The following is a 20,083-nucleotide window of genomic DNA, read 5'->3' on the forward strand; positions in this document are numbered from 1 at the left end:
GAAAATAATAAACTTATAATTTATGAAAAAACTCACTATCTTATTTTGAAATAAGAAGTTCATTTTGTTGAAAGCGTCCGGTCTTTCTGTTTTTTAAACCTGTATTTATCGTTAGCGCTTATCAATTTATATATTTTTTTACATACGTAAAAAAAATTCCACCCCTGCCTCATGAGACAAGGGTGAAAAGGAATTTTTATGTATTTTGTTTATTATCAATTCAATGTCATATTGAATCCCGCACCTATACCCCAGTGACCTCCAGAAGTTGTTGCGGATATGTTAGAGCGGTATTTTCCATTTTCTGAGGTGTAACCTGCACCAAAGGCAAATGCAGACTGACTACGCCATAAACCAGTACCAAATCCAACGCTTAATTTTCCAGGTGTATCATTGTAGCGTAAGTTAGACACCGCAAGACCAATAGCCGCTGCTTGTCTGGCCTCTTTTTTCACACTCTCAATACTATAGTTTAAAATATCAAACTTCATATCTGTATATTGCTTAGCCCGATCAACAGCATCATCAATCGCATCAATCACAATATTATTAACCCGTTGATCTGTATACTGCTTGGATTCATCAAGAATAATCTTCATCTGTTCTTTAGTATAATCATGAAGTTGACCACCATTTACAGCCTCTTTCGAGCCTTTTTCAATTTTACCATCAGCTACATTATCAATCAGAACAGGTTCACTGGCATCCCCCCCCGCTAATGTGATTTTATTGGTTTTTTTGCCGTTTTCATCTCTATCATAACGAACAGCATCCTCTTCAATGCCGTCAACTCTATTATTGATGTTATCAACTTTGGCATCAATATTGATAACTGTATCACCAATATCAGCAATCGTATTGGAAATGGTATCAACTCTGTTGGTAAGATGCTTCACATCTTTTTCGACACCAGTGACACGTTCATTGGTTTCCCAAAGTTGCCCACCATTGACGGCATCTTTCGAGCCTTTTTCAACTTTACCATCAGCTACATTGATAATTTTATTCGGCTTTCCATCGCGACCAGCATCATAGGCTTTTTCTTTATCATTCCACTTTAAAGCATCTGAATCGACCTTGTTGATGACATCATCAATACGGTTATTAATATTTGACATATTTTTATTGACGTCACCAAAAGCATCAGCGACATTATGATGCTCTGTCTCAACAGTCGTACCATCAGCATTGACTTGAACAATCTTAAAAGTAGGATCTGTCCATTTGCCATTCTCATATTTGGCACCGCCACCGAAATAATTTGCAAGTTGGTTATTCATGGAATAAAGTTGGTTGCCCGTAATGGCATCTGTTGAACCTTGAGCAATCTCACCATCTAAAAGATACTTCAATTTGCTGTTTGTTTTCTTGCCATCTTTTCCATGACGTGCCACAAATGCTTCTTCCTCATCATCCCACAGTAAAGCATCTTTAGAGAAATCTTCAATTTTCTGGTTAAACTCATTGGATACATTCGTTAAGCGTTGATTCACATCTTGAACATTTTTATCAAGACCTGTTAAAGCATCACCAACATTGTAAAAATTAGCCTTCCCTACTTCACCACCTACAATAGCGGATAAAGTATATTTCAGCCCTTCAAAAGCACCGTTAATGAACTTTGCACCACCACCAAAAAACTTTGCAATATCTGCTGATATTTTATTAATCTGACTACCATTGATTGCATCGTTGGAATTTTCAGAAATGCTACCATCTTTTATGTTATGAAGAGCAACTGGTCCGTTGTTCTTATCGCCGCCCAAAGTTACACTACCATAATTAACACTATTATCGTCATTCTTATCATAGAGAACCGCAGCAGCAGTTACTGTCTCAATATCTTTCGTAATATCCTTTATGCTTTTATCAAGTTGGTCTTTGTTAACAGCTTCATCACCCTTCTCTGCTGCCTTAACACCAGAAATAGAACGCGCTACACCAGCATATCCCGCAATATTGATCTCAGTACCAGCTGTATCCTTACCTATGGTAATAACATCTGTATTTTTCTCTTGCTTAACAAGACTATTTTTTACCACATCGGAAATCTTATTATCAATATTTGTGATAGAAGTATTAACACCTGTAAACGCTTCCGTAACATTATGATAGGTCTTCCCCTGAATAAGGAAAGCTGGTTCTACACCATTCAGTACATCTGTACTACCCCCAAAATATTTCGATGTATTTTGAGCGACTGTTTTAAGATTGTCAGTAACAGTTGTAACCTTCTTATCCGTAGCAAAAAGCTGTGAACCATTTACCGCTTGCGTTGATGTTTGAGAAAGTTCTCCATCTTTTACACCAGAAAGTGTTCTTTCTTGATTATCTTTATTTACAAGGCTGATTTCAGTACCACCAGTTGCTTTACCCACAGTAATAAGACCATCTTCTCCCTCCTGCTTTACAAGGCTATTTTCTGTTACATTGTTAATCTGATTATAGATATCCGTAATAGAACTATCGACACCTTCAAAAGCATCAGCGACATTATGATGCTTTTTCTCAACAATAGTGCCATCCTCATTACGCTGAGAAACTTTGAAAGTAGGATCTATCCATTCTCCATTCTCATATTTAGCACCACCGCCAAAATAATTCGCAATCTTATCGCCCATCTTATAAAGTTGAGAACCATTTATTGCATCTGTTGACTCTTCTGAAATATCACCATTTAAAAGGTAAGTAATCTTACTATCTGTTTTACGCCCGTCTTTTTCATGACGTGCAGCAAATGCTTGTTTACCATCATCCCAAAGCAAAGCATCTTGAGAGAACTTATCAAATTTATTATCTACATACTTTATACGACTATTCACATTTTTGACATTCGCATCAAGCTCTGTCAAAGCATCACCAACATTTTCAAAGGTTTTCTGTTCTACGCTACCATCTGCAGACACTTTAGATAGATTATATCTAGGGCCTACAAAAGCACCATCCTGAAATGCTGCATCCCCACCAAAGAATTTTGCAACATCTCCAGCTACTGTATTAATTTGACTACCATTTACAGCTTCCATGGAGTCTTTGGAAATTTCACCATTTTTTACACCTGCAATGGTTCGCTCTCCCTCAGTACCTGTGATATCAATTTTCGTACCGCCTTTTTCAGCACCAATAGTGATAAGCTTCTGATCTTCTTTCCATTTAACAAGACTATTGTCCGCTACTTCTTTTATTTTCTCTTCTACTATCTTTAACTGAGTAAGATTAACTGCATCCGTATCTAAAATGCCTTCTGCCACTCTTCTAATTACTTTATCGCCCGCATCAATACCGCCATATGTTATACTTGGACCATGTCTAATCACTAAACCACTATTATTTATAGTAACTTCACTCCCTACTTTTATTTTTTTAACTGTGATAAATTCGTTTAAATCAAATGTTACCTCGTTATTATTGCCTCTTACAATTTTGAGATTTTTGTGGTCATCCTTATCTGCAGCAGCTACAAACTGTACTATGCTCTCTGCCCCAACATCTGTAGCATTATCACCATCAACAGAAAGCTTCCAGCCTGTTTTAATTCCTGCTGTAAAATCTTGTAACTGTTTATAATTTACTGCATCAGTATCATCAGTACCAGCTTTCACTTTTGTAATCTTTTTGCCACCAGCATCAATACCATTCACAGTTATGCTTGGACCACCATCAACAAACTTAAAGCCATCGTTGCTCATAATGCTGTTGCCTGTCGTGACACTCGTGAGCTTAAGAGTATCATTCAAAGAAAATGTGACTTTATTACTGTCTTTTGCAATTTTTATATTTTTGCTTCCGTCCTCACCCGCATCCGCAACAAGATCTACTGTACTCCCAGCTTTAACATCTGTAGCATTGTTACCATCAACAGAAAGTTTCCAACCTGTTGCCATCCCTGCTGTAAAGTCTTTCAACTGTTTATAATTTACAGCATCAGTATCTTCTTCCCCTGCCGCTACTCCTTTAATCGTTTTATCACCAGCATGAATACCATTAACAGTTATGCTCGGCCCATTACCATCAGTAAACCCAAAGCCAACAGCACTCATAATGCTTTCTCCTGCTGTGACAGTCATTACCTGAATATCATCAGCTAGATCAAACGTGACAGTGTTATCTTTATCTTTTTCGATCTTGATATTTTTTGCACCGTTATTGTCAGCTGACTGAAAATTTACTGTACCATTTGGACCAATAGCCGTAGCATTTCCACCGTTAACAGCAAGCTGCCAACTCGTTTTGGTTGCATCTTGTACAGCTTTCAGCTGTTTATAATTTACAGCATCAGTATCTTTTTCCCCATCTGCTACGTTTGTGATCTTTTGCTTGGCTGCATCAATACCATCAATAGTCATGCTTGGACCATCATTACCATTAATAAAAAAGCCATCTACAGTCATGCGTGAACCGTTTCCACCGTTAACAAAAAAGCCATCATCACTCATCGTGCTTTGGCCTGTGGAGACTTTTGTCAATTTAAGATGATCATTTAAAGTAAATTCAATTTTATGCTTATTCTCTGTCGTGTTTTTTGCAATCTTTAAGTTGTCTTTTCCCGCTTCTTTTTCACTTTTCACTGAAAAATCTACGACATTGCCTGAATTCACGTCTATAGGATTTGTATCGTTCGCAGAAAGTTTCCAAGCTCCTCCTCCTGCTATGACATCTCTCATAGCTTTCAACTGGGCAACATTCACTGCATCAGTGTCTTTACTCCCTGCTGCGACATTTGTAATCTGTCGCGTTAAATTCTGGTTAGTATTACCAACACTAAAATCACCTGCAGTGCTTTTCCATGCAAGATCACTTTTTGTTGTTGTAGTATTTGTTACAGGATCATACCCTAAAACTTTCCCATCAACACGAGAGACAGATCCCCCACCCACAGCAACGCCATCTATAACATGTACTTGTGCATTTATACCAATTGCAACTGAATGAGCCGTCTCAGCATAAGTATGGGAACCTATAGCAATCGAATTTTTACCTTTAGCTATTACTTTTCTTTCCTGCCCATTTTCTGCAGGTTCTCCGCCACCTATTGCAATAGAACCAAGAGCTTCCGCTTCAGCCTTCGAACCTATAGCAACCGTATAATCATTACTTGCTTTGGTCTTTAATCCTAACGCAACACTATTGTAACCAGACGCAGATGCAAACTTACCAATAGCAACACTATTTATACCGCTCGCTGTTGCATCTGAACCAACCGCAATCGCATCATCCAACGTAGCTTGGGAACGCACACCTATAGAAATGCTATTTTTACCAGAAGCGGTTGCAAGTCCACCAAAAGCAACAGCAGATTTGCCTGATGCTTCTGAGCCTACACCCATAGCAACACTTGCTATACCACTTGCAAGTGCGGAAACACCAAAAGCTTGTGCTCCCCCTGCCTTTGCTGTTGCACCTGCACCAAATACGGTTGAATAGTTACCCGTTGCAGCAGATCCACAACCCGTTGCAAAAGAATAAACACCATAAGCCTCAGGCATAGCATTAGCGATACCACCAGTAAGTCCCCCCATATAACCACCTAAAACTCTACCATTAGTGCTAGTCGTGTATCCATCCCCCCCCCAAATAACCTGTTCAGTGGTCGTACCATAAGGATGACGACCGTTAAACTCTTGATCAGTAATAAATCTATTATATTGTTGCTCTGCGGTTATTCGTCCAGTATCAGGAATTGCCTGCTGTTGTTTGCCGCCACGACCAATAACATTGTCTGCACCACAATAGTCATCATCACCAGCAAAAACAACACTCCCATGACTACCATGCGGATACTCAACCTGCGGCATATTAGAGCTTTTAACCGTTTGTCCTGTTATCGCAAGGTTCGCCGCAAAAACGGGAGAAACACTCGATAAGAGTGTGGCCATTACCGTACTAAGAGAGACAACTTTAATTAAATTTGGTGTGGAATATTTTTTTTTCATAAGAATCTCCTCCTACAGAGCTCAACATCATCACAACGCGCGAAAACACACATAGCAAAACCCTTAGTTTGCGCACTTCAAAAACCAATAAATCAAGACAAAACTCCCCCCTACGATACCGCTATTTTTACGGCATCGTCCTACAATCTTTGCAACAACATCGAATCTAGAAAAGTCCCCAACCCTTTTAGCTAGAGGGATTCAAGCTAAAAAATAAATAAAAACACAAGACTTTGAAAATATACCGTTATCTCCATTCAAAAATACTGCGATTTATCTCTTAACAAAAATAGTTTCACTAAAGAGCAATTCTACTTTTCAAATAAAGCGCATCAGAAGAATGGCAAGAGTGTAAAAATTATTTTTTATAAATTTGTAAAAATACTTCTCAATAAATTAGCTGTTCTTATAAGCACAAATTTATGATTTTTTTAACTTATTGCACAATGTAATAGATAATGATTATCATCATAATCTCACTTTTTGTTGCAAGGTAAACTGTTTCAATATATTATATATCTTTTTGAAAGAAATCTGTCTTAAATATAATGATGCACGATCTGTAAAAAGTTTTAACGTGCTCATCTTATCATCTTCATAAAAAGACAAAAGCGCGCCTATAAATAGTCTTTCGTTCTTCTCTCTTATATATCTGTTACCCTTCTATAGGAACAAAACATCGTCATTGTATTTTCACTGTTGTCCGTATCTTTTCTTCAACCAACAAATATTTCAGGAATGGCACTATATTAGCTTCTTTTTGAAGAAATTTTGTTTGTATCACTACTCGTCATTCTTTTTATGAACCATTTTATCTTTAATCAGAGAAATATATTGATTTATAATGATAGTTTCTCGTTTTTTAGGTTGAATAAGAGACTCGAAAATCGTGAGATTTTCACATTCCAAACTTGGTTATACAGCAGAAAATAAAAAAAGTTTTATTTTTTTAAAGGCTGTTCATTCGTATCTTATGAAATTTCTAGATGTGCTTTTCAGTTTCAATTTTACGCTTTAAATGTAATTTTAAAAGTGGCAAAGTGGCTTCGACTTCTTCTATATCATTGAGGTTTTGAATAAGCTCTTGCAATCTTCCATAAAGCTCTGCTGCTAATTCCGCAACATCTTCAGGAGAAAGTGTTATTTTTGCATCATGATAGGTCGTATAAACTAAATGTCCCAGCTTTTTCATCAGCCCAGTAGGAATCGCCTGCGGTTTAAAACCAGCTGCTTTCGCCTTTGCCACATCTGAAAACATCTCACCATTTCCCGTTACTAGCCAATCTAATGAAACACCACAAATTTCTTGATATTTGGAGAGCGCAGAGGCTGTAGGCTCACTTATACCAGTTTCATAAGTTCCTATAGAGCCAGCAGTGATACCAAGACATTCAGCAAACTGCTTACGCTCTGTAAAACCAAGAGCGTGACGCACTTCACGAAAACGTTTTGCCAACTCAGTTTTAGGTTTTGCTTCCGGACGAGCCAAAAAAAACACTCCAAAATCAATATAATTGTTGACTAAATAATTATATTGATTTACATCTATTGTTACTGCCCCTTAAGAAGAGCAGTTATCACATACATAACCCCACAAAAACGGATGTTACAGCATCCATTCAAGCAGGAGCGAAAATTATGACAATTACAAAAAATGCAATCGCCGTGGTATTTTTCTGAGCTGCGCCCCTGTAATATAACCTTGGAAAAACTCAAGCCTATCAGAGGCTATTTTCCAGAGTCAAAAACATTTGGACACAGGCCAATGAAAAAACTAAATGCGCCACTGCCAACTCTATCAGTTTGCATGCCAAGCCAATTCTTGCCAACTGCTTTCTCAAAAGTTGCAGTCATATTCTTTCAAAAGCAAAAAGCCTAATACGATTCTCTTCATTTCATGCTGTGTAATATACCACTGAAATCTTATTACAAAAATATGCTAATGCATTTCCCATAGGTTTTTATAAGGTAAAAAGTTTATCAATGTCTAAAAATCAATATAAAATAGGCAAAATAATTGGTATTCTACAAAAAATGAGATTATCACTCGTTATTAAAAAGTTAGACGTTTACAAACCCTGTTTGCTTATTTTATATATTAATGGCACTGATTTAGCTGTAACTGGCAATAGAGATTTCAGGGTGTTTGGTTTATCGTCAGAATACTCTTCCTCTACGCATATTAAAAGCCTTTTGGCAATGTATTTTAAATGCTATAAATTCTATAGTAAACACATTGCCATCCATATTTACAATTGGGCGCTTCAAAATCTTGGAGTAATAAAATCTTTAATAGGCTTTGATTTAAAAGCGCGTATTTTGCAGAAAATTGACAAAACCATGAGGTTCGTATACATGGCAATTTTAAGTGATGATAGTGGAGTGATACTTAAAAAAGCTGCATGGAAACCCGCAACGTTGAGGAATTAAGCATGACCTCTTTATGCGATAAAGAATTATCTGATACACTAGTTGGTCTTTATGACGACTATCAACGCGGTTTCGACATTGGAGAAGAGCTTAAACTGTGCGTGGATTTGGCGTTATCTCTTGAATTGGAACTCTGTATTCACCGTTTAAGTGAAACAGATGCTGTTTTAAAAAAAGAGATTGTGCAAACCTTGCATCGTCGTAGAAATACTCATTCCAATGAAGATGAAATTGATACAATTTTTCATATGGATTTTGAAAAACAAAAATAATACAATACTCTCCCCATATGATACGATATTACCTTATTGCTTTACTTTCTACTACGCTTAAACAAAAAACTTTCAAGAAGATTTAAAGTGTTACGTTTTCGTCTTCTTAACAACAGTGAGATGAATTAAAGAAACGCATCAATTTTTTTAGATCATTATCAAAAAATAGAGAGTATTCTCTAGCATACATCAATTTATGCTTTGTTCATTAAGCACCAACTTTTACATTTTCTCAACTCTCCTTTAAAAGCAAAATATGAAATGTGCTGCAGCGTAGATATTTATAAAATAGCGTATATTGACCACACTTAAATGTAATTTATTGTTTTTCATGTTTATAAAACAGCACTATGAGTATTCCAACAAACGCAACAATGCTTTGAAAAAAATATATCGATTGAGGTGATATGTTACTGTTATCGCTTGCCATAGTGAGGTAGACTCCGAGAATCAAGCATCCAGAGATACCATTAAAACTTGCCTGCAATCTTCCTTGGTATTCAGGATCACAAGAGAGTTGTGATAAAGAAATCGAAAGAGCCCAACTCGAAAGTCCAAATCCAATCATAAAGTAAACAGGAAAAACAATAAAATTGTGTGTATTAACAGATAAAATAGCGAGGCCAATAGCCATAAAAGCTAATAAAATGGCTAATGTTTTCCTTATGGATAAAACTTTACAAAGAAGTGGTGAAAAAAACGCACCTGTCAATACGCCCATAGAATAAAGCACCTCAAATATTGCAAAGGTCGTGCTATCCGCATGTAAAACCTCTTGTATATAAGGAACAAGAATAACAGGAATGGTCATCAAAAGAGTCATAATAATCATCTGGCTTATATAAGGTACAACAAGAGCTGGATTCTGTTTAAAATAATGAAGGGATGCTGTATAATTTTCCCACCAATTTTGCTGGTTTTGTTTTTTAGATCTTCGGTTTTTAGGTACCTTCATTGCAAAATTAAATAAACCAGCAATGATAAAGAATATACCACCTATTAGAAGAGTTCCTTTTGTTCCTGCATAGGACAGTATAAATCCACTTAAGCCCATACCTACGATAGTGCCAAGTTCATAAACCATATCGATGGTCGCATTTGCATTGATGAGCTGTTCCTTCAGCACAATACTTTGAATTAAAGAAATAGCTGATGGCATATAAAAAGGGATAAAAATACCCAAAAGAGCAGATAAGACCATCAATTCAATTTCTATACCAAAATGCCAAAGCATTACCCAGCTTACAATTACCAAACCTCTCACAAGATTTGAAATAATAATCTGCGTTTTACGATTATATTTATCTGCCAATATGCCAAAAATAGGCGCAAAAATAATGCCAGGCGTCCAAAGAAAAAGCATCATCAACGCTACACCACGGATTGAGCCCGTCTGATTGTAAGCGAGCCATGACAATGTAATATAATTTAGTCCACTTCCAAATGTAGCAAATAAGCCGCTCAAAGTAAAATAGAGAAAAGTTCTATTTTCAAATAAAGCAATGCGTTCCTTCAAATTTGAAGTGAACATAAATTATCCTCTAAAATGAATACCAGTCGATATGCATGATACATCCTGTTTAAAAACAGGCATTCTTACAATTTTTATTTTAGATCATTAAATTTAAGAAAGCAAAATTTCTTTTTTGAGGCTTTTACAATCTTTGTGCTGTTTTATGATTAATTCTTCTATGAAAACGGAACATTTATGGACAAAAACAAAATTAATATTTTATGTGCGTTTTATTCAGAAGCTACACCTTTATACATCTGTGAAACAATTTTACGGTATGGAAGCTTCACTCACATTATTGTCCTTATTATTCTGTGCACTAAAATATGCTCGAGTATATTCCTCCATGTCGTTCTTCTATCACCACACTTCGTCTCTAAAAGAATAAACATACTATTATCCTCACAATAAATATTGCTAACTTTTCTACTCCCCTTCTCTAAATCTTTTAAAACAAGCCCATTACAGTTAGTTTTCTAATTAAAATATATAACGTGATATTTTTCCTGAGCAGTTAAATTATTGCAATCACATCTCTAAAGTTTCAGATTTAGAGTACGAATACATAAAGGAGGATTTATCGTGGATAAATTGATTAATAAATGATTTTATTCATAATCAAAAAAACTTATCTATATGATGTCGTATTTGATGATGAATTAAAGAAACAGGAGTAGTTCCATCAATTGTTATAAACCGCTCATCTATTTCCGATAAAACTTTGTATACTTTGTAAATTTTTTCAATAAAAGAGAGTTTTTCTTCGTATTTTAAGTTTAAACCATCCCTTTTCTGCAACCGTTCCAGTATAGTAATGGGCGGTAAATGAAGATAAAATGTAATATGAGGTCTTGGAATAGATTGATTTAATTTAACGACACTTTCAACAGAAAGCTCTCGAGCATAAAAATAAGCAAGACTAGAATAAACATATCGATCGCTAATTAATAAATTTTGCGATGACGTTAAGGAAGGTTCAATAATTTCAAGCGTATGTTTGCGTCTATCTGCCTTGCTAAGAGTGCTAAAAGCAACGGATCAATTGCTTTTCCATTATCTAAGTAATCTCTAATTTCTGGATTATTTCTATACCAATAACTGTGTTAAAAGTTTGTATTATATGTCTTTCTGTTGAGTAATGGCGAGCAATTTCTTTTGTTTGTGTTGTCTTTCCACTCCCATCAAACCCGCATAAGACAATAAAAGAACCAGAAAATTTCTTTGAAGACCGCATGGAGTTATAAACTTTTTTATCAAGATACATTTTGTCTATATACTCTCCATAAGTTAAATTGTTTTATGTCTAAAATCTCTTAATGTTTAATAAGGTGTTTTTTTACTCGTCTCTAAACAGAAAAACGCAATACTCCCGCATTTTGTATAACTTATTAACTTTATGATAAATGGCGGTATATAGACTTAGTTTTAAGATAAAGTTATATTTTAGACAACTTAAAATGAGATTAAGTATTTGTAAAAAATATATTTTTTTGATCACACTCCATACCCAGCCATTTTTTTAACGAATTCTAGTAGAGTTTCTGAGGATTACTCCTATAGCGTCGTGTAAATGTATAGAAATGAGTTCGATCTCAGTATATTATTGTCCTAAGAGCTGGTACTGGATTGCTCTACATAGAAATCTAATGAAATCAGCTCTATCTTTTCTCAAACCACTGCCCTCGCTATAAGCATTTGATATCCGATCCCGTCAAAAAGCAGCAGAGCAATTCTTGGAAAACATCGCTGAGATATTGAAATATGCCTTGCAAAAGCGTTTAAATCAAATGTTTCACTATATTTTTCGGTATATTCATAAACTGAAATTAAGAATATTATAATAAGACCTCAAACAACGACGACGCCCAAATCAGCCGTAATAAAGCCTCCTAAAACTGAACCAATAATACCTCTCTATCAGACAGACTACCATGTAAAGGTTTTAATACAATACCTTAGCGCTAATGCCATAAATGTTTCTGATAGATAACGAAGTTTATTGTCACAACAACATCTAACAACGGTCAATAGAAAAACCTAAACCTTGAGTATAAATGGAGGAAATCTTAAGAGTGCAAACACAGCCCTCCCAAGAACATAGCTATACTGGTCATTTAGCGAAGAAACTCCTCATTGGAAAAGCACCTCACAAGAGATACAGTAAAAATACCAACCGCCTCCGCTCTCAGTTTCTCCAAAATTAGCTATCGCTATGATAAACGTTATCGTTCAAATCTGTATCATGCTTCTATCGAAAAAACTTGACATGCCTAACAACACATATATTAGCTTTTTGTAAAAATGTATAATGTATAGCATGTGTATTTAACATGGGGGGATAATGTGCACAAACAACTGATGTTTCGGTTTTATGGGCTTGTTGTCCTGCTGTATCTTTCTGATATGGTTTTATTTTTAAGTAATCTTTGGAATGCTTATCGCATAACATCCTCATCGGTTTTCCTGGGCGTAACCATGGCTTTGGGCACCCTTATGCCCTATCTTTTGAAAAAAAGCGGTCTTGTGCGCATTAAAGCCTCACTGCGGTTGGTCGATTTATACAAAAGGCGGATCATTATCTATAGCCTTCTTTTATTGATTGCTCTTTTCCATTACGCTGATTCCCCCTTTGGTTTTATCGCTGTCTCTATCTCTATCGGCTATCTCTCTTTGATTACCTTAAGCACACTCGAGACTTATAATACTAAACTAGCACTTAGTGGTTATATTAGCGCCCAAAAGGCTTCCCACATTATGCAAACAGTGGTGCAAATTGGCGCATTTTTGGGAGCAGCACTAAGTGGTTATCTCTTAGAAGCGACCAGCCCTCGAGGGGCAGCGGCTGAAATCGGTTATAATGGTTTGATTGTGACACTTTGTGTGTTTGACATCATTATAAGCCTTATAGCCGGATATATTATATTTTGCGATGAATACAACGCTACAGATACCACAGCACTTGCAACTGGTAAGAAGCCAGCACCTACACCGCAAGCGGATGGACTCTCCCGTGAGCTTAAACTTTTATGCGTCTGCATAGGACTTATTGGCTTTCATATTTGCGCTTATAATACGCTGGCAACCATTCTTTTTCAGAGTGTGAAAAATTTTGGCTCTGAATACTATGGGCTTTGCAGTGCGGTTGCGGGCATGGGCGCTTTTTTGGCTGCTTTTATCAAAATCCCTCGTTTTGAATTTATTCTCCCAGCCCTTATATTGAGCGTAGCTGATCTTATTTTTAGCACCACACAATCGCCCTATTTGGCTGTGGTCTTTTGCTTTTTTATTGGCTTTTCAATGAATACCATGCGAATTAATGCCCGCAAACATACGATTGAAGCGACCAAAACAGAGGCTCAAGCAGAGCTGGTGGGAAGCTATAGCGGCATGCTTTATACTCTCTCCCAGTCGGCAGGTTATGTCATTCTTGGTCTTCTTACAAGCTCTGCCCTTATGGGTCCTCAAGCAGCTGTTTATCTTCTGCCCCTTATAGGGCTAATAATCTTTATTTATGTTCTTTTCCTTTTATCACAGCGGAACAAAGTATGAGAAAACCTATTCTTATTGTCGACCCTTTCTCCACGGGTGCCCTCTATGGCCCTGCTTTGCAAAAATTAGGCTATGCTTGTTATGGTGTTGTCTCTCAAGCAGCTCCTTTTTCACACTTTATGCTTTCTTATCAGGGAAAGGGCATGGCAGAAGCGAAGCTTCATAGTGTAGATGAGATAAAGAAACGCTTTCCTATCGGCACGATAGAGGCTGTAATAGCGGGTGCCGAAAGAGGTATCTATTGTGCAGAGCAATTGGCGGCTTATTATGGTTGTCTTGGGAATAACCCCTTGACTACCGATTGGCGACGGAAAAAAGCAGCGATGCAAAAACGTCTTTGTGAAAATGGTTTATCTTACATCCGATCAAAAATTCTTACAAAAAACGATTGTACTCTCGATGGTTTTGAAAGCCACAGCGGCTATGTGGTAAAGCCAAATGATTCTGCAGGGAGTGATGGTGTTTTGTTTTTCTCTAATCTTGAGGAAGTAGTAACGTGGGCCTCTGAAATCGACTGGAAGAAAAAAAATATTTTTGGCGCACCTAACGAGGCCTATTTGCTTCAAGAAAGATTGGAGGGAGAGGAATACATCGTCGATGCCGTTGTAAAGGGAGAGGCTATAAAAATATGTAGTTTGTCACGATATAAAAAAGGTATTCATAATGGAAGTACTTTTGTTTATGAAACGCTTGATGTACTTGATTCTCAAGATCCCTCTTATGCCCCTCTTATCTCTTATGCAAAACAATGCATTCGCGCGCTGGAGATTGAATATGGACCTGCGCATATGGAAATCATGCAAACAGCTCGTGGTCCAGTGATGATCGAAGTAGGAGCCCGCCTCCACGGAGGAATTGCACCCACCTTGTTCGCGCATTGCTATGAAGATGGTTTACTTGAAAGCTCCGTTAACCTTATTGCAGGCGTGTTTTCGCAAACCCCAAGTCGCTTTAAGAAAAAAGGGCGTATTATCTTCCTTATCAACGAGATCGACGGTCATATTATAAAAGATGTTAACGTATGGCAGCAAAAGCTTCATTCTTGGGAAAATGTGGTTCATTTTATGCTCTTTTTTAAAGAAAACGAGCCCCTCCCCCTAACCATCGATTTAAATACCTGCCCAGCTATTATAGCAATTTGGGGACACAGTGATGATGAATTATCAGCTTTGGAGAGGATCATTCGTAGCAATTTCTTATAAAATACAGCAATTGGGAGGAAAACATGGATTCAGAAGCGCAAATAATTGAAAATATAGACAAATATTAAAAATGGAAGCAAGTCATTTTTAAAGAATTCAATGCAACCATGAATAACACAATTAGGCCTTTTCTGCCTATTCGGTGTAAATGGATACTTAAAAATATGCTTAGATTTGGGTTCTACAACAAGCTAACCTCAAAAAATATAATGGAAAACCTGATAACTTATTGCGATAATTATAAAAGTTTTGGAAAGAACACATCTTTTGTTGCATTCGAGGAGCCAGCCCCATACAAAGTATCGAAGTTTATAGAGAAAAATTCTGATCTATGCTTAAAAATTTGCGAGCTTTTGACAACCGAGAATGACCTAAGTATATACAAAAAATATGTACAATCGTCTATGGGAGTTCTGCTTTCATAGCGAACCTATATTCATAGTTTGCAATACCCCGTCTTATATAAACAGAATTAAGTAAGTTCTATATTTATGTTAACTTTCCAGCTTAAGTGTTTTTTTATAATCTTCCCTCTGCAGAACAAAATGCATTCTCGTTGTAGAAAAAAAGCTTGAACCTTTTGATATTATCACAAAATCTCCTTTTTTAGGAAAATATGGCGACCCCCAAAATAGAGAATGGACGCAATATTTTCTGCAAGACAACACTATTGAATCCCTACCTTGCTCATATCATCTAATGAAACACGATAATGACTAAGTTTTCTAAAATTAAATTAAATAAAAATATTTATGATATATTAAAAATGATACTGCCAAAACAAGGCTCGATAGAGATTCAAAGGGATTTTCCAAAAAAAATACACGATTGGCATATTCACCAGGTCGATGAAACTCTCTTAATTATAAAGGGAGATATATGATTGTTTTTCAAATTGTGACAGCACACAAATTTCGTGATTTATTTTGTCCATTAAAAGATGTTTGTTAGTTGAGTAAGTTAAAAAATACATAGAATTCCGTATAATGAAGTGTGTATGTATAAAACTTCTCAGGATGATCGTATTAATAGCAATGCTAAAGGGGGGCTTTTTTTGGAAAAATTGTAAAGAAATTATGAGTATCTCTAGGAGAAAAAACTCTGATTTTTAGAACAGAGAGAAACATTGATTATAACAGTTTATTAGGCTAAACGCAGAATATTCTCCTAATAATTGATGGTTAATTGTAACGGGATAGTTTTTTGATAATCATAAAGAAAAAGGTAGAGAGCGTGTTTCTTATAGTTAAGAAAGAGTGTTGCTCATTTTTTTCTAAAAGTAAGCAAATTCAAAGATAATTTTTTGTTCTTGTAGTGGTGAGAAAATAATTGTCGAAGTCAGTGAAGGGGAGATTCCAATAGATTGTTACAAAGTTTAATAAAAGTTGGAATACTTAAAAATTCTTAGTTCCTATGATGATTTAGGAATACCAGATTAGGATACGGAGAATTCAAGAGCTCAAAACTTTGTGATAATATTGGTTTAGAATTACATCTTGTTCATTCAGACGAGATGAGCCCGTTATTATATGTCACAGAGACATATGGGTGGAGAATTTTAAAAAAGCTTATTCAGAATCTGACTTAAAGGTTATTAGAACTTTAACAGTAGATTGGCTTGGTCTCATGTTTCTCAAAAATTAGCAACCAATCTTGTTGTGACTAGACTAAATTTGGAAGATCTGCTCACTGAGCGTTTTTATAATATTATGAAATGATAAAAATATTAATATTTCTTCTTGTCCCAGACATGAAGCCGGTGCTATTTGTATTTATTATCCGTTGCACCATTGTCCGAAATATATTTTAAGTGGTTGTCACTTGAAATATGCCTTGGAAAATTATTTGGCAAGAGAGCGTACCTATATGTATTGGAAAGTAATTTCCTATTATTTATCTCAATCTATAGGTACAACGTTACCAAGTATAGAATTCATGCTGACAGATGACTTTCAAAAAATAAGTGCCTATAACGCATTTGAACTAAACTTTTATGAAAAACTGGAATTTAGTACCGAACCATATTCGACAATGGAGAAAATCATAAAATGGCTTGAGTCTCTGTTTAAAAGGAAAGAGGCTATTGCGTAATTCTGTTTTTCTTATGATTGTGATTGGTTGTTTGACGAGTTTTTGTGCTAGTGGTGTATTATCTATTGGCCTTTCTTTGTTACAATTCCAAGATACAACGGGAGAAGCGTCTGCTACTTTAAATGTCGTTAATTTAATCGCAATTGGAATTGCTGGCTTATGTTTGGGAAACGTGTTGGCGCACTATCAAGGCTTTATAATTGGGTTTTATAGTCAAATTACTTGCGCTTGTTTATTGTCTTTCTTATTATTTATGAACAATCCAGTACTTATTTTATTTGTATTTTTTTTACTTGCTCTCTTGATGGGGGCTGATAATCCAAATAACAATAGTGCCTTGAATCTGCTAGTTCCAGCTCCCAAACAAAAAGCTGGAATTTTTGCATTTTATACTAGTTGCTGTCAGTTTTTTGTTATTATATCCCCGTTGCTTATATATTTTATAATTGCGCATTTGGGGCACAAAATAGCCATAGCCTTTATTGTATTTATCTATCTTTTGAATGCCAGCTTATGGTTTCGTATAAAGTCTATACAACACCTAAACAGAGTAAAAGAGCTATTAAAAAAGCCATCTCAAAAGGCTTATGGAATTGGTTTTAGATGCCTTTGGCGGATTTCTGCGTTGCGGTTTTTAACGATTAATCGTATTTTGAATAATTCTCTCTATACGGGGCCTATTGTTTTATTGCCACTTGTTCTTGCTTCTATAACATCAGATAATATAAAATTTACAGCTATTCAAAATTCTATTTTTGCTTTGTCAGCACTGGGTTTTGTGATCAATGGTCTTATCTCATCTTATTATTTACGGAAATTTCCATCTTTAATTCGTTTTTTTGTATGGGGGGCACCGGCTTTTGCCGTGATCGCAATCTCTTTTGTTTTATATTTAAATTTTACTCAATATTCCCTTTATATTATGGGGTTTTTATTAGGTATTGGGCAATTTTATTTTAGGGTATCGGGAATAACAATTGGACAAGCTATCACACCTAGTGAAAATTTAGCCGAGGTGATTTTGGCAGGTGATGCCAGTGTACGCATCATAACAGCTTTATTCTCTATTGTGCTTTTATATGCAGGAAATTTTTTTTCATTTTCTATATTATACGTCCTATGTGTATTTATAGGCTTTTGCGCCCCTTTATTTATTTTGCACGGACTATCTATTTACATACAAAGCTTAAAGATAAAAGAAAGCGCCGCATGAATGATGTTCAATTATTATATTACGTCAGCCTTTTTTTGATTATCGTATAGATAAAAATTTTGTACAAATATTCATGACATTAATTTTAAATGAGCACATTGCGTGAGAAAAGCTGAGGTGTTCGTTACCTCTCATGTGGATAAAACGCATTTAGCCCGTTAATCAACGAAATTGCAAATAGCACTATGATCACCATTAATTCTAAAAGCTCTACCAGAAGTTAGTGATAATGGCAAAAATCCTTTAATGATATTTGAAGAGATCGTTTATGCTAGATCAGGTTATTTAAAGATCGAGAGGAGAGGAGCTTAAAAAGTATAAAATTCATGGAAATTCAACAGCAATTTCTAGGTGTACATAATGATAGGCATAGATCGACGCGAACTGGTCAATTTCAAACAATAAAAAATCCTGCAAATGCTGAGCTTTTTAAACTATGTCATATCAAGCATATGAAAGTTCGTTTTAAATTAATGGCGGGGTATTGACCCCCTTTGGGTTCGAATCCTCTACACCTACCATTGAGTTGCAACAATAATCGTCCTGAAAGATAACAAAATCAAGGTTTTTGTTGCTACGGTACTGAGGGTTTGCATTTCAAATACTGGGTAGCATGAACCCTTTAATGCAGATTACTACGGTACTATACCGAGGGTTCGAATCCTGCCTTGCCTTCATTGGAAACGGATAATCGCCGCAAAATATACGGTGATTAAGCCAGTTATTCACCGCAACGTGCTGTAGCTATTGCTGTCTTAATAATCGGAGCAACAGAATCTTTAGATATATTTCTGTCAGAGCAATATTTAGAATTAAGCCATTCAAGCAAAGGCTTTTGTCCCTTGCTTGAATTACATCCACAACAACAGAGCGCTATATTTTCCCGTGTGATTATGGATGCGTCATTAATGATATGCTCCCAACTTGCCGCCGTTTTTCTGGAAACGTTTACTGGCGTAAATTCTGACCTGCAATAGACGCAAATCTTATCACGATCCCGCACTTCTTTTTCCAACCAATCAGGAATGTTCCAGTTATTAGCCAAGGTTACTTCTCCTCGGAATTTGTTGCGTATCTCCAGAGGCTGCATACTCATCCAGCCAGCAGAATGTGTTGACCAGTTTCATCTGCTCTACAGAGTCGCATGGGATTTCCAGCAATTTTGGATTAGCGATCACGACCGCCAAACACTGTGCGCGTGACACGGCAACATTCAAACGGTTCTTGCTGTAGAGAAACTCAATGTTGCGCAGCAGATCTTCGGCGCTGGATGTCACCATAGAAATCAGCACGATCGGCGCTTCTTGGCCTTGGAACTTATCAACGGTGCCGATCTTAGCATTGTCCGGCAGGATGGAGCGCAGATAATTGACCTGCACATTATATGGCGTGACCACAAGAATATCGTCCTCGGTGGATCGGGCGGATGCCATTACGGTCGGTAAACTCTTGGCCAAGCAAGGCATCATATTTGGTTTTGATGATCTCGCCTTCCTCAACGCTTTTTTGTGAGCAGCCTTCATGCTCTGCCAGGATCATGACAATCCCTGCATTGGGCAGATCAACGCCTTGCAGATTCAGGCCGCGCTCAGCAGTGCTTTCATGAGCAGTCAGGCGACCATCATAAAAGGCATCAGAAATAAACTGGCAGATGCTTGGACGCATATGGCGTGTCTGGCCAAGGAAGATGCCGCGCTCAGCCAGAATAGTGGAATAATTGCCCAACAAGAATTCCAGCACTGACAATCCAGCCTCGCCCGGATGAGTGCCTTGGATAGGCTGACCAAGCTGCATTTGATCTCCTACCAGAATGATATTCTTGGTCGCGGTGGCCATCGCCACCACATTGGCGGTCGCAACTTGTCTGGCCTCATCAATAA

The 20,083-nt window shown here is 36.6% G+C and carries 14 protein-coding genes and 1 pseudogene; 7 read left to right on the top strand and 8 right to left on the bottom strand.

Features of this window, described 5'->3' with window-relative positions; all coding sequences use genetic code 11:
- Positions 1–215: 215 nt before the first annotated feature.
- Together ACFIMG_RS00980 and ACFIMG_RS00985 are read right to left on the bottom strand one after the other, a co-directional pair.
- Positions 216–5,933 (bottom strand): Vomp family autotransporter, encoded by a 5,718-nt coding sequence (locus ACFIMG_RS00980; RefSeq protein WP_375678323.1) that lies wholly within the window; start codon positions 5,931–5,933, stop codon positions 216–218.
- Between the two features lie 982 nt (positions 5,934–6,915).
- Positions 6,916–7,422 (bottom strand): helix-turn-helix domain-containing protein, encoded by a 507-nt coding sequence (locus ACFIMG_RS00985; protein ID WP_375678322.1) that lies wholly within the window; start codon positions 7,420–7,422, stop codon positions 6,916–6,918.
- A gap of 494 nt (positions 7,423–7,916) precedes the next feature.
- Here ACFIMG_RS00985 and ACFIMG_RS00990 point away from each other — a divergent pair, with 494 nt between their 5' ends.
- Complete coding sequence (locus ACFIMG_RS00990; RefSeq protein WP_375608751.1) at positions 7,917–8,363, top strand: hypothetical protein; 447 nt, start codon at positions 7,917–7,919, stop codon at positions 8,361–8,363.
- A gap of 2 nt (positions 8,364–8,365) precedes the next feature.
- Positions 8,366–8,635, top strand: a complete 270-nt coding sequence (locus ACFIMG_RS00995; protein WP_375678321.1) for a hypothetical protein — start codon at positions 8,366–8,368, stop codon at positions 8,633–8,635.
- Positions 8,636–8,954: 319 nt separating this feature from the next.
- Here the strand turns inward: ACFIMG_RS00995 and ACFIMG_RS01000 are convergent, their stop codons facing one another.
- The 3 genes from ACFIMG_RS01000 to ACFIMG_RS01010 all read right to left on the bottom strand — a co-directional run bounded on the left by ACFIMG_RS01000 (position 8,955) and on the right by ACFIMG_RS01010 (position 11,412).
- Positions 8,955–10,166 (bottom strand): MFS transporter, encoded by a 1,212-nt coding sequence (locus ACFIMG_RS01000; RefSeq protein WP_375678320.1) that lies wholly within the window; start codon positions 10,164–10,166, stop codon positions 8,955–8,957.
- A 600-nt stretch (positions 10,167–10,766) separates the two neighbouring features.
- Positions 10,767–11,132, bottom strand: coding sequence for a dTMP kinase (locus ACFIMG_RS01005; RefSeq protein WP_375693555.1), 366 nt, complete (start codon positions 11,130–11,132; stop codon positions 10,767–10,769).
- Between the two features lie 73 nt (positions 11,133–11,205).
- The gene (locus ACFIMG_RS01010) at positions 11,206–11,412 is read right to left on the bottom strand and encodes a hypothetical protein (RefSeq protein ID WP_375678319.1); all 207 of its coding nucleotides are present in this window, start codon (positions 11,410–11,412) and stop codon (positions 11,206–11,208) included.
- 1,094 nt (positions 11,413–12,506) lie between these two features.
- Between ACFIMG_RS01010 and ACFIMG_RS01015 the strand changes: the two genes are divergently transcribed.
- The 5 genes and pseudogenes from ACFIMG_RS01015 to ACFIMG_RS01035 all read left to right on the top strand — a co-directional run bounded on the left by ACFIMG_RS01015 (position 12,507) and on the right by ACFIMG_RS01035 (position 18,203).
- A complete protein-coding gene (locus tag ACFIMG_RS01015; RefSeq protein WP_375678328.1) occupies positions 12,507–13,697 on the top strand; it encodes a hypothetical protein in 1,191 nt (396 codons plus the stop codon).
- Positions 13,694–14,899 (top strand): ATP-grasp domain-containing protein, encoded by a 1,206-nt coding sequence (locus ACFIMG_RS01020; RefSeq protein WP_375678318.1) that lies wholly within the window; start codon positions 13,694–13,696, stop codon positions 14,897–14,899. The genes ACFIMG_RS01015 and ACFIMG_RS01020 overlap by 4 nt, the downstream gene beginning before the upstream one ends.
- Before the next feature lie 390 nt (positions 14,900–15,289).
- Positions 15,290–15,619: pseudogene (locus ACFIMG_RS01025) on the top strand (YqcI/YcgG family protein).
- 1,125 nt (positions 15,620–16,744) lie between these two features.
- The gene (locus ACFIMG_RS01030) at positions 16,745–16,990 is read left to right on the top strand and encodes a hypothetical protein (protein WP_375677673.1); all 246 of its coding nucleotides are present in this window, start codon (positions 16,745–16,747) and stop codon (positions 16,988–16,990) included.
- Positions 16,983–18,203, top strand: coding sequence for an MFS transporter (locus ACFIMG_RS01035; protein ID WP_375693552.1), 1,221 nt, complete (start codon positions 16,983–16,985; stop codon positions 18,201–18,203). Before ACFIMG_RS01030 ends, ACFIMG_RS01035 begins: the two co-directional genes overlap by 8 nt.
- Positions 18,204–18,924: 721 nt before the next feature.
- Here ACFIMG_RS01035 and ACFIMG_RS01040 read toward each other — a convergent pair.
- The 3 genes from ACFIMG_RS01040 to ACFIMG_RS01050 are packed head-to-tail and all read right to left on the bottom strand — an operon-like array spanning position 18,925 to position 20,039.
- The gene (locus tag ACFIMG_RS01040) at positions 18,925–19,248 is read right to left on the bottom strand and encodes an HNH endonuclease (protein WP_375612865.1); all 324 of its coding nucleotides are present in this window, start codon (positions 19,246–19,248) and stop codon (positions 18,925–18,927) included.
- Positions 19,241–19,600, bottom strand: a complete 360-nt coding sequence (locus ACFIMG_RS01045) for an AAA domain-containing protein (protein WP_375678316.1) — start codon at positions 19,598–19,600, stop codon at positions 19,241–19,243. The genes ACFIMG_RS01040 and ACFIMG_RS01045 overlap by 8 nt, the downstream gene beginning before the upstream one ends.
- Positions 19,584–20,039 carry a hypothetical protein gene (locus ACFIMG_RS01050; protein ID WP_375678315.1) on the bottom strand — a complete coding sequence of 152 codons (456 nt, stop codon included), beginning with the start codon at positions 20,037–20,039 and terminating at the stop codon, positions 19,584–19,586. Before ACFIMG_RS01050 ends, ACFIMG_RS01045 begins: the two co-directional genes overlap by 17 nt.
- Positions 20,040–20,083: the final 44 nt, after the last annotated feature.

Source organism: Bartonella sp. AP11XZML (assembly GCF_042196445.1).
In the GTDB taxonomy this organism is placed as follows: domain Bacteria; phylum Pseudomonadota; class Alphaproteobacteria; order Rhizobiales; family Rhizobiaceae; genus Bartonella.

Bases quoted from the DNA above. Each gene is read 5' to 3' on its own strand.
- ACFIMG_RS01010 (WP_375678319.1), bottom strand. From the start codon at position 11,412: ATGTATCTTGATAAAAAAGTTTATAACTCCATGCGGTCTTCAAAGAAA.
- ACFIMG_RS01020 (WP_375678318.1), top strand. From the start codon at position 13,694: ATGAGAAAACCTATTCTTATTGTCGACCCTTTCTCCACGGGTGCCCTC.
- ACFIMG_RS00990 (WP_375608751.1), top strand. From the start codon at position 7,917: ATGTCTAAAAATCAATATAAAATAGGCAAAATAATTGGTATTCTACAA.
- ACFIMG_RS01050 (WP_375678315.1), bottom strand. From the start codon at position 20,039: ATGGCCACCGCGACCAAGAATATCATTCTGGTAGGAGATCAAATGCAG.
- ACFIMG_RS01015 (WP_375678328.1), top strand. From the start codon at position 12,507: ATGTTTCGGTTTTATGGGCTTGTTGTCCTGCTGTATCTTTCTGATATG.
- ACFIMG_RS00980 (WP_375678323.1), bottom strand. From the start codon at position 5,933: ATGAAAAAAAAATATTCCACACCAAATTTAATTAAAGTTGTCTCTCTT.
- ACFIMG_RS01000 (WP_375678320.1), bottom strand. From the start codon at position 10,166: ATGTTCACTTCAAATTTGAAGGAACGCATTGCTTTATTTGAAAATAGA.
- ACFIMG_RS00995 (WP_375678321.1), top strand. From the start codon at position 8,366: ATGACCTCTTTATGCGATAAAGAATTATCTGATACACTAGTTGGTCTT.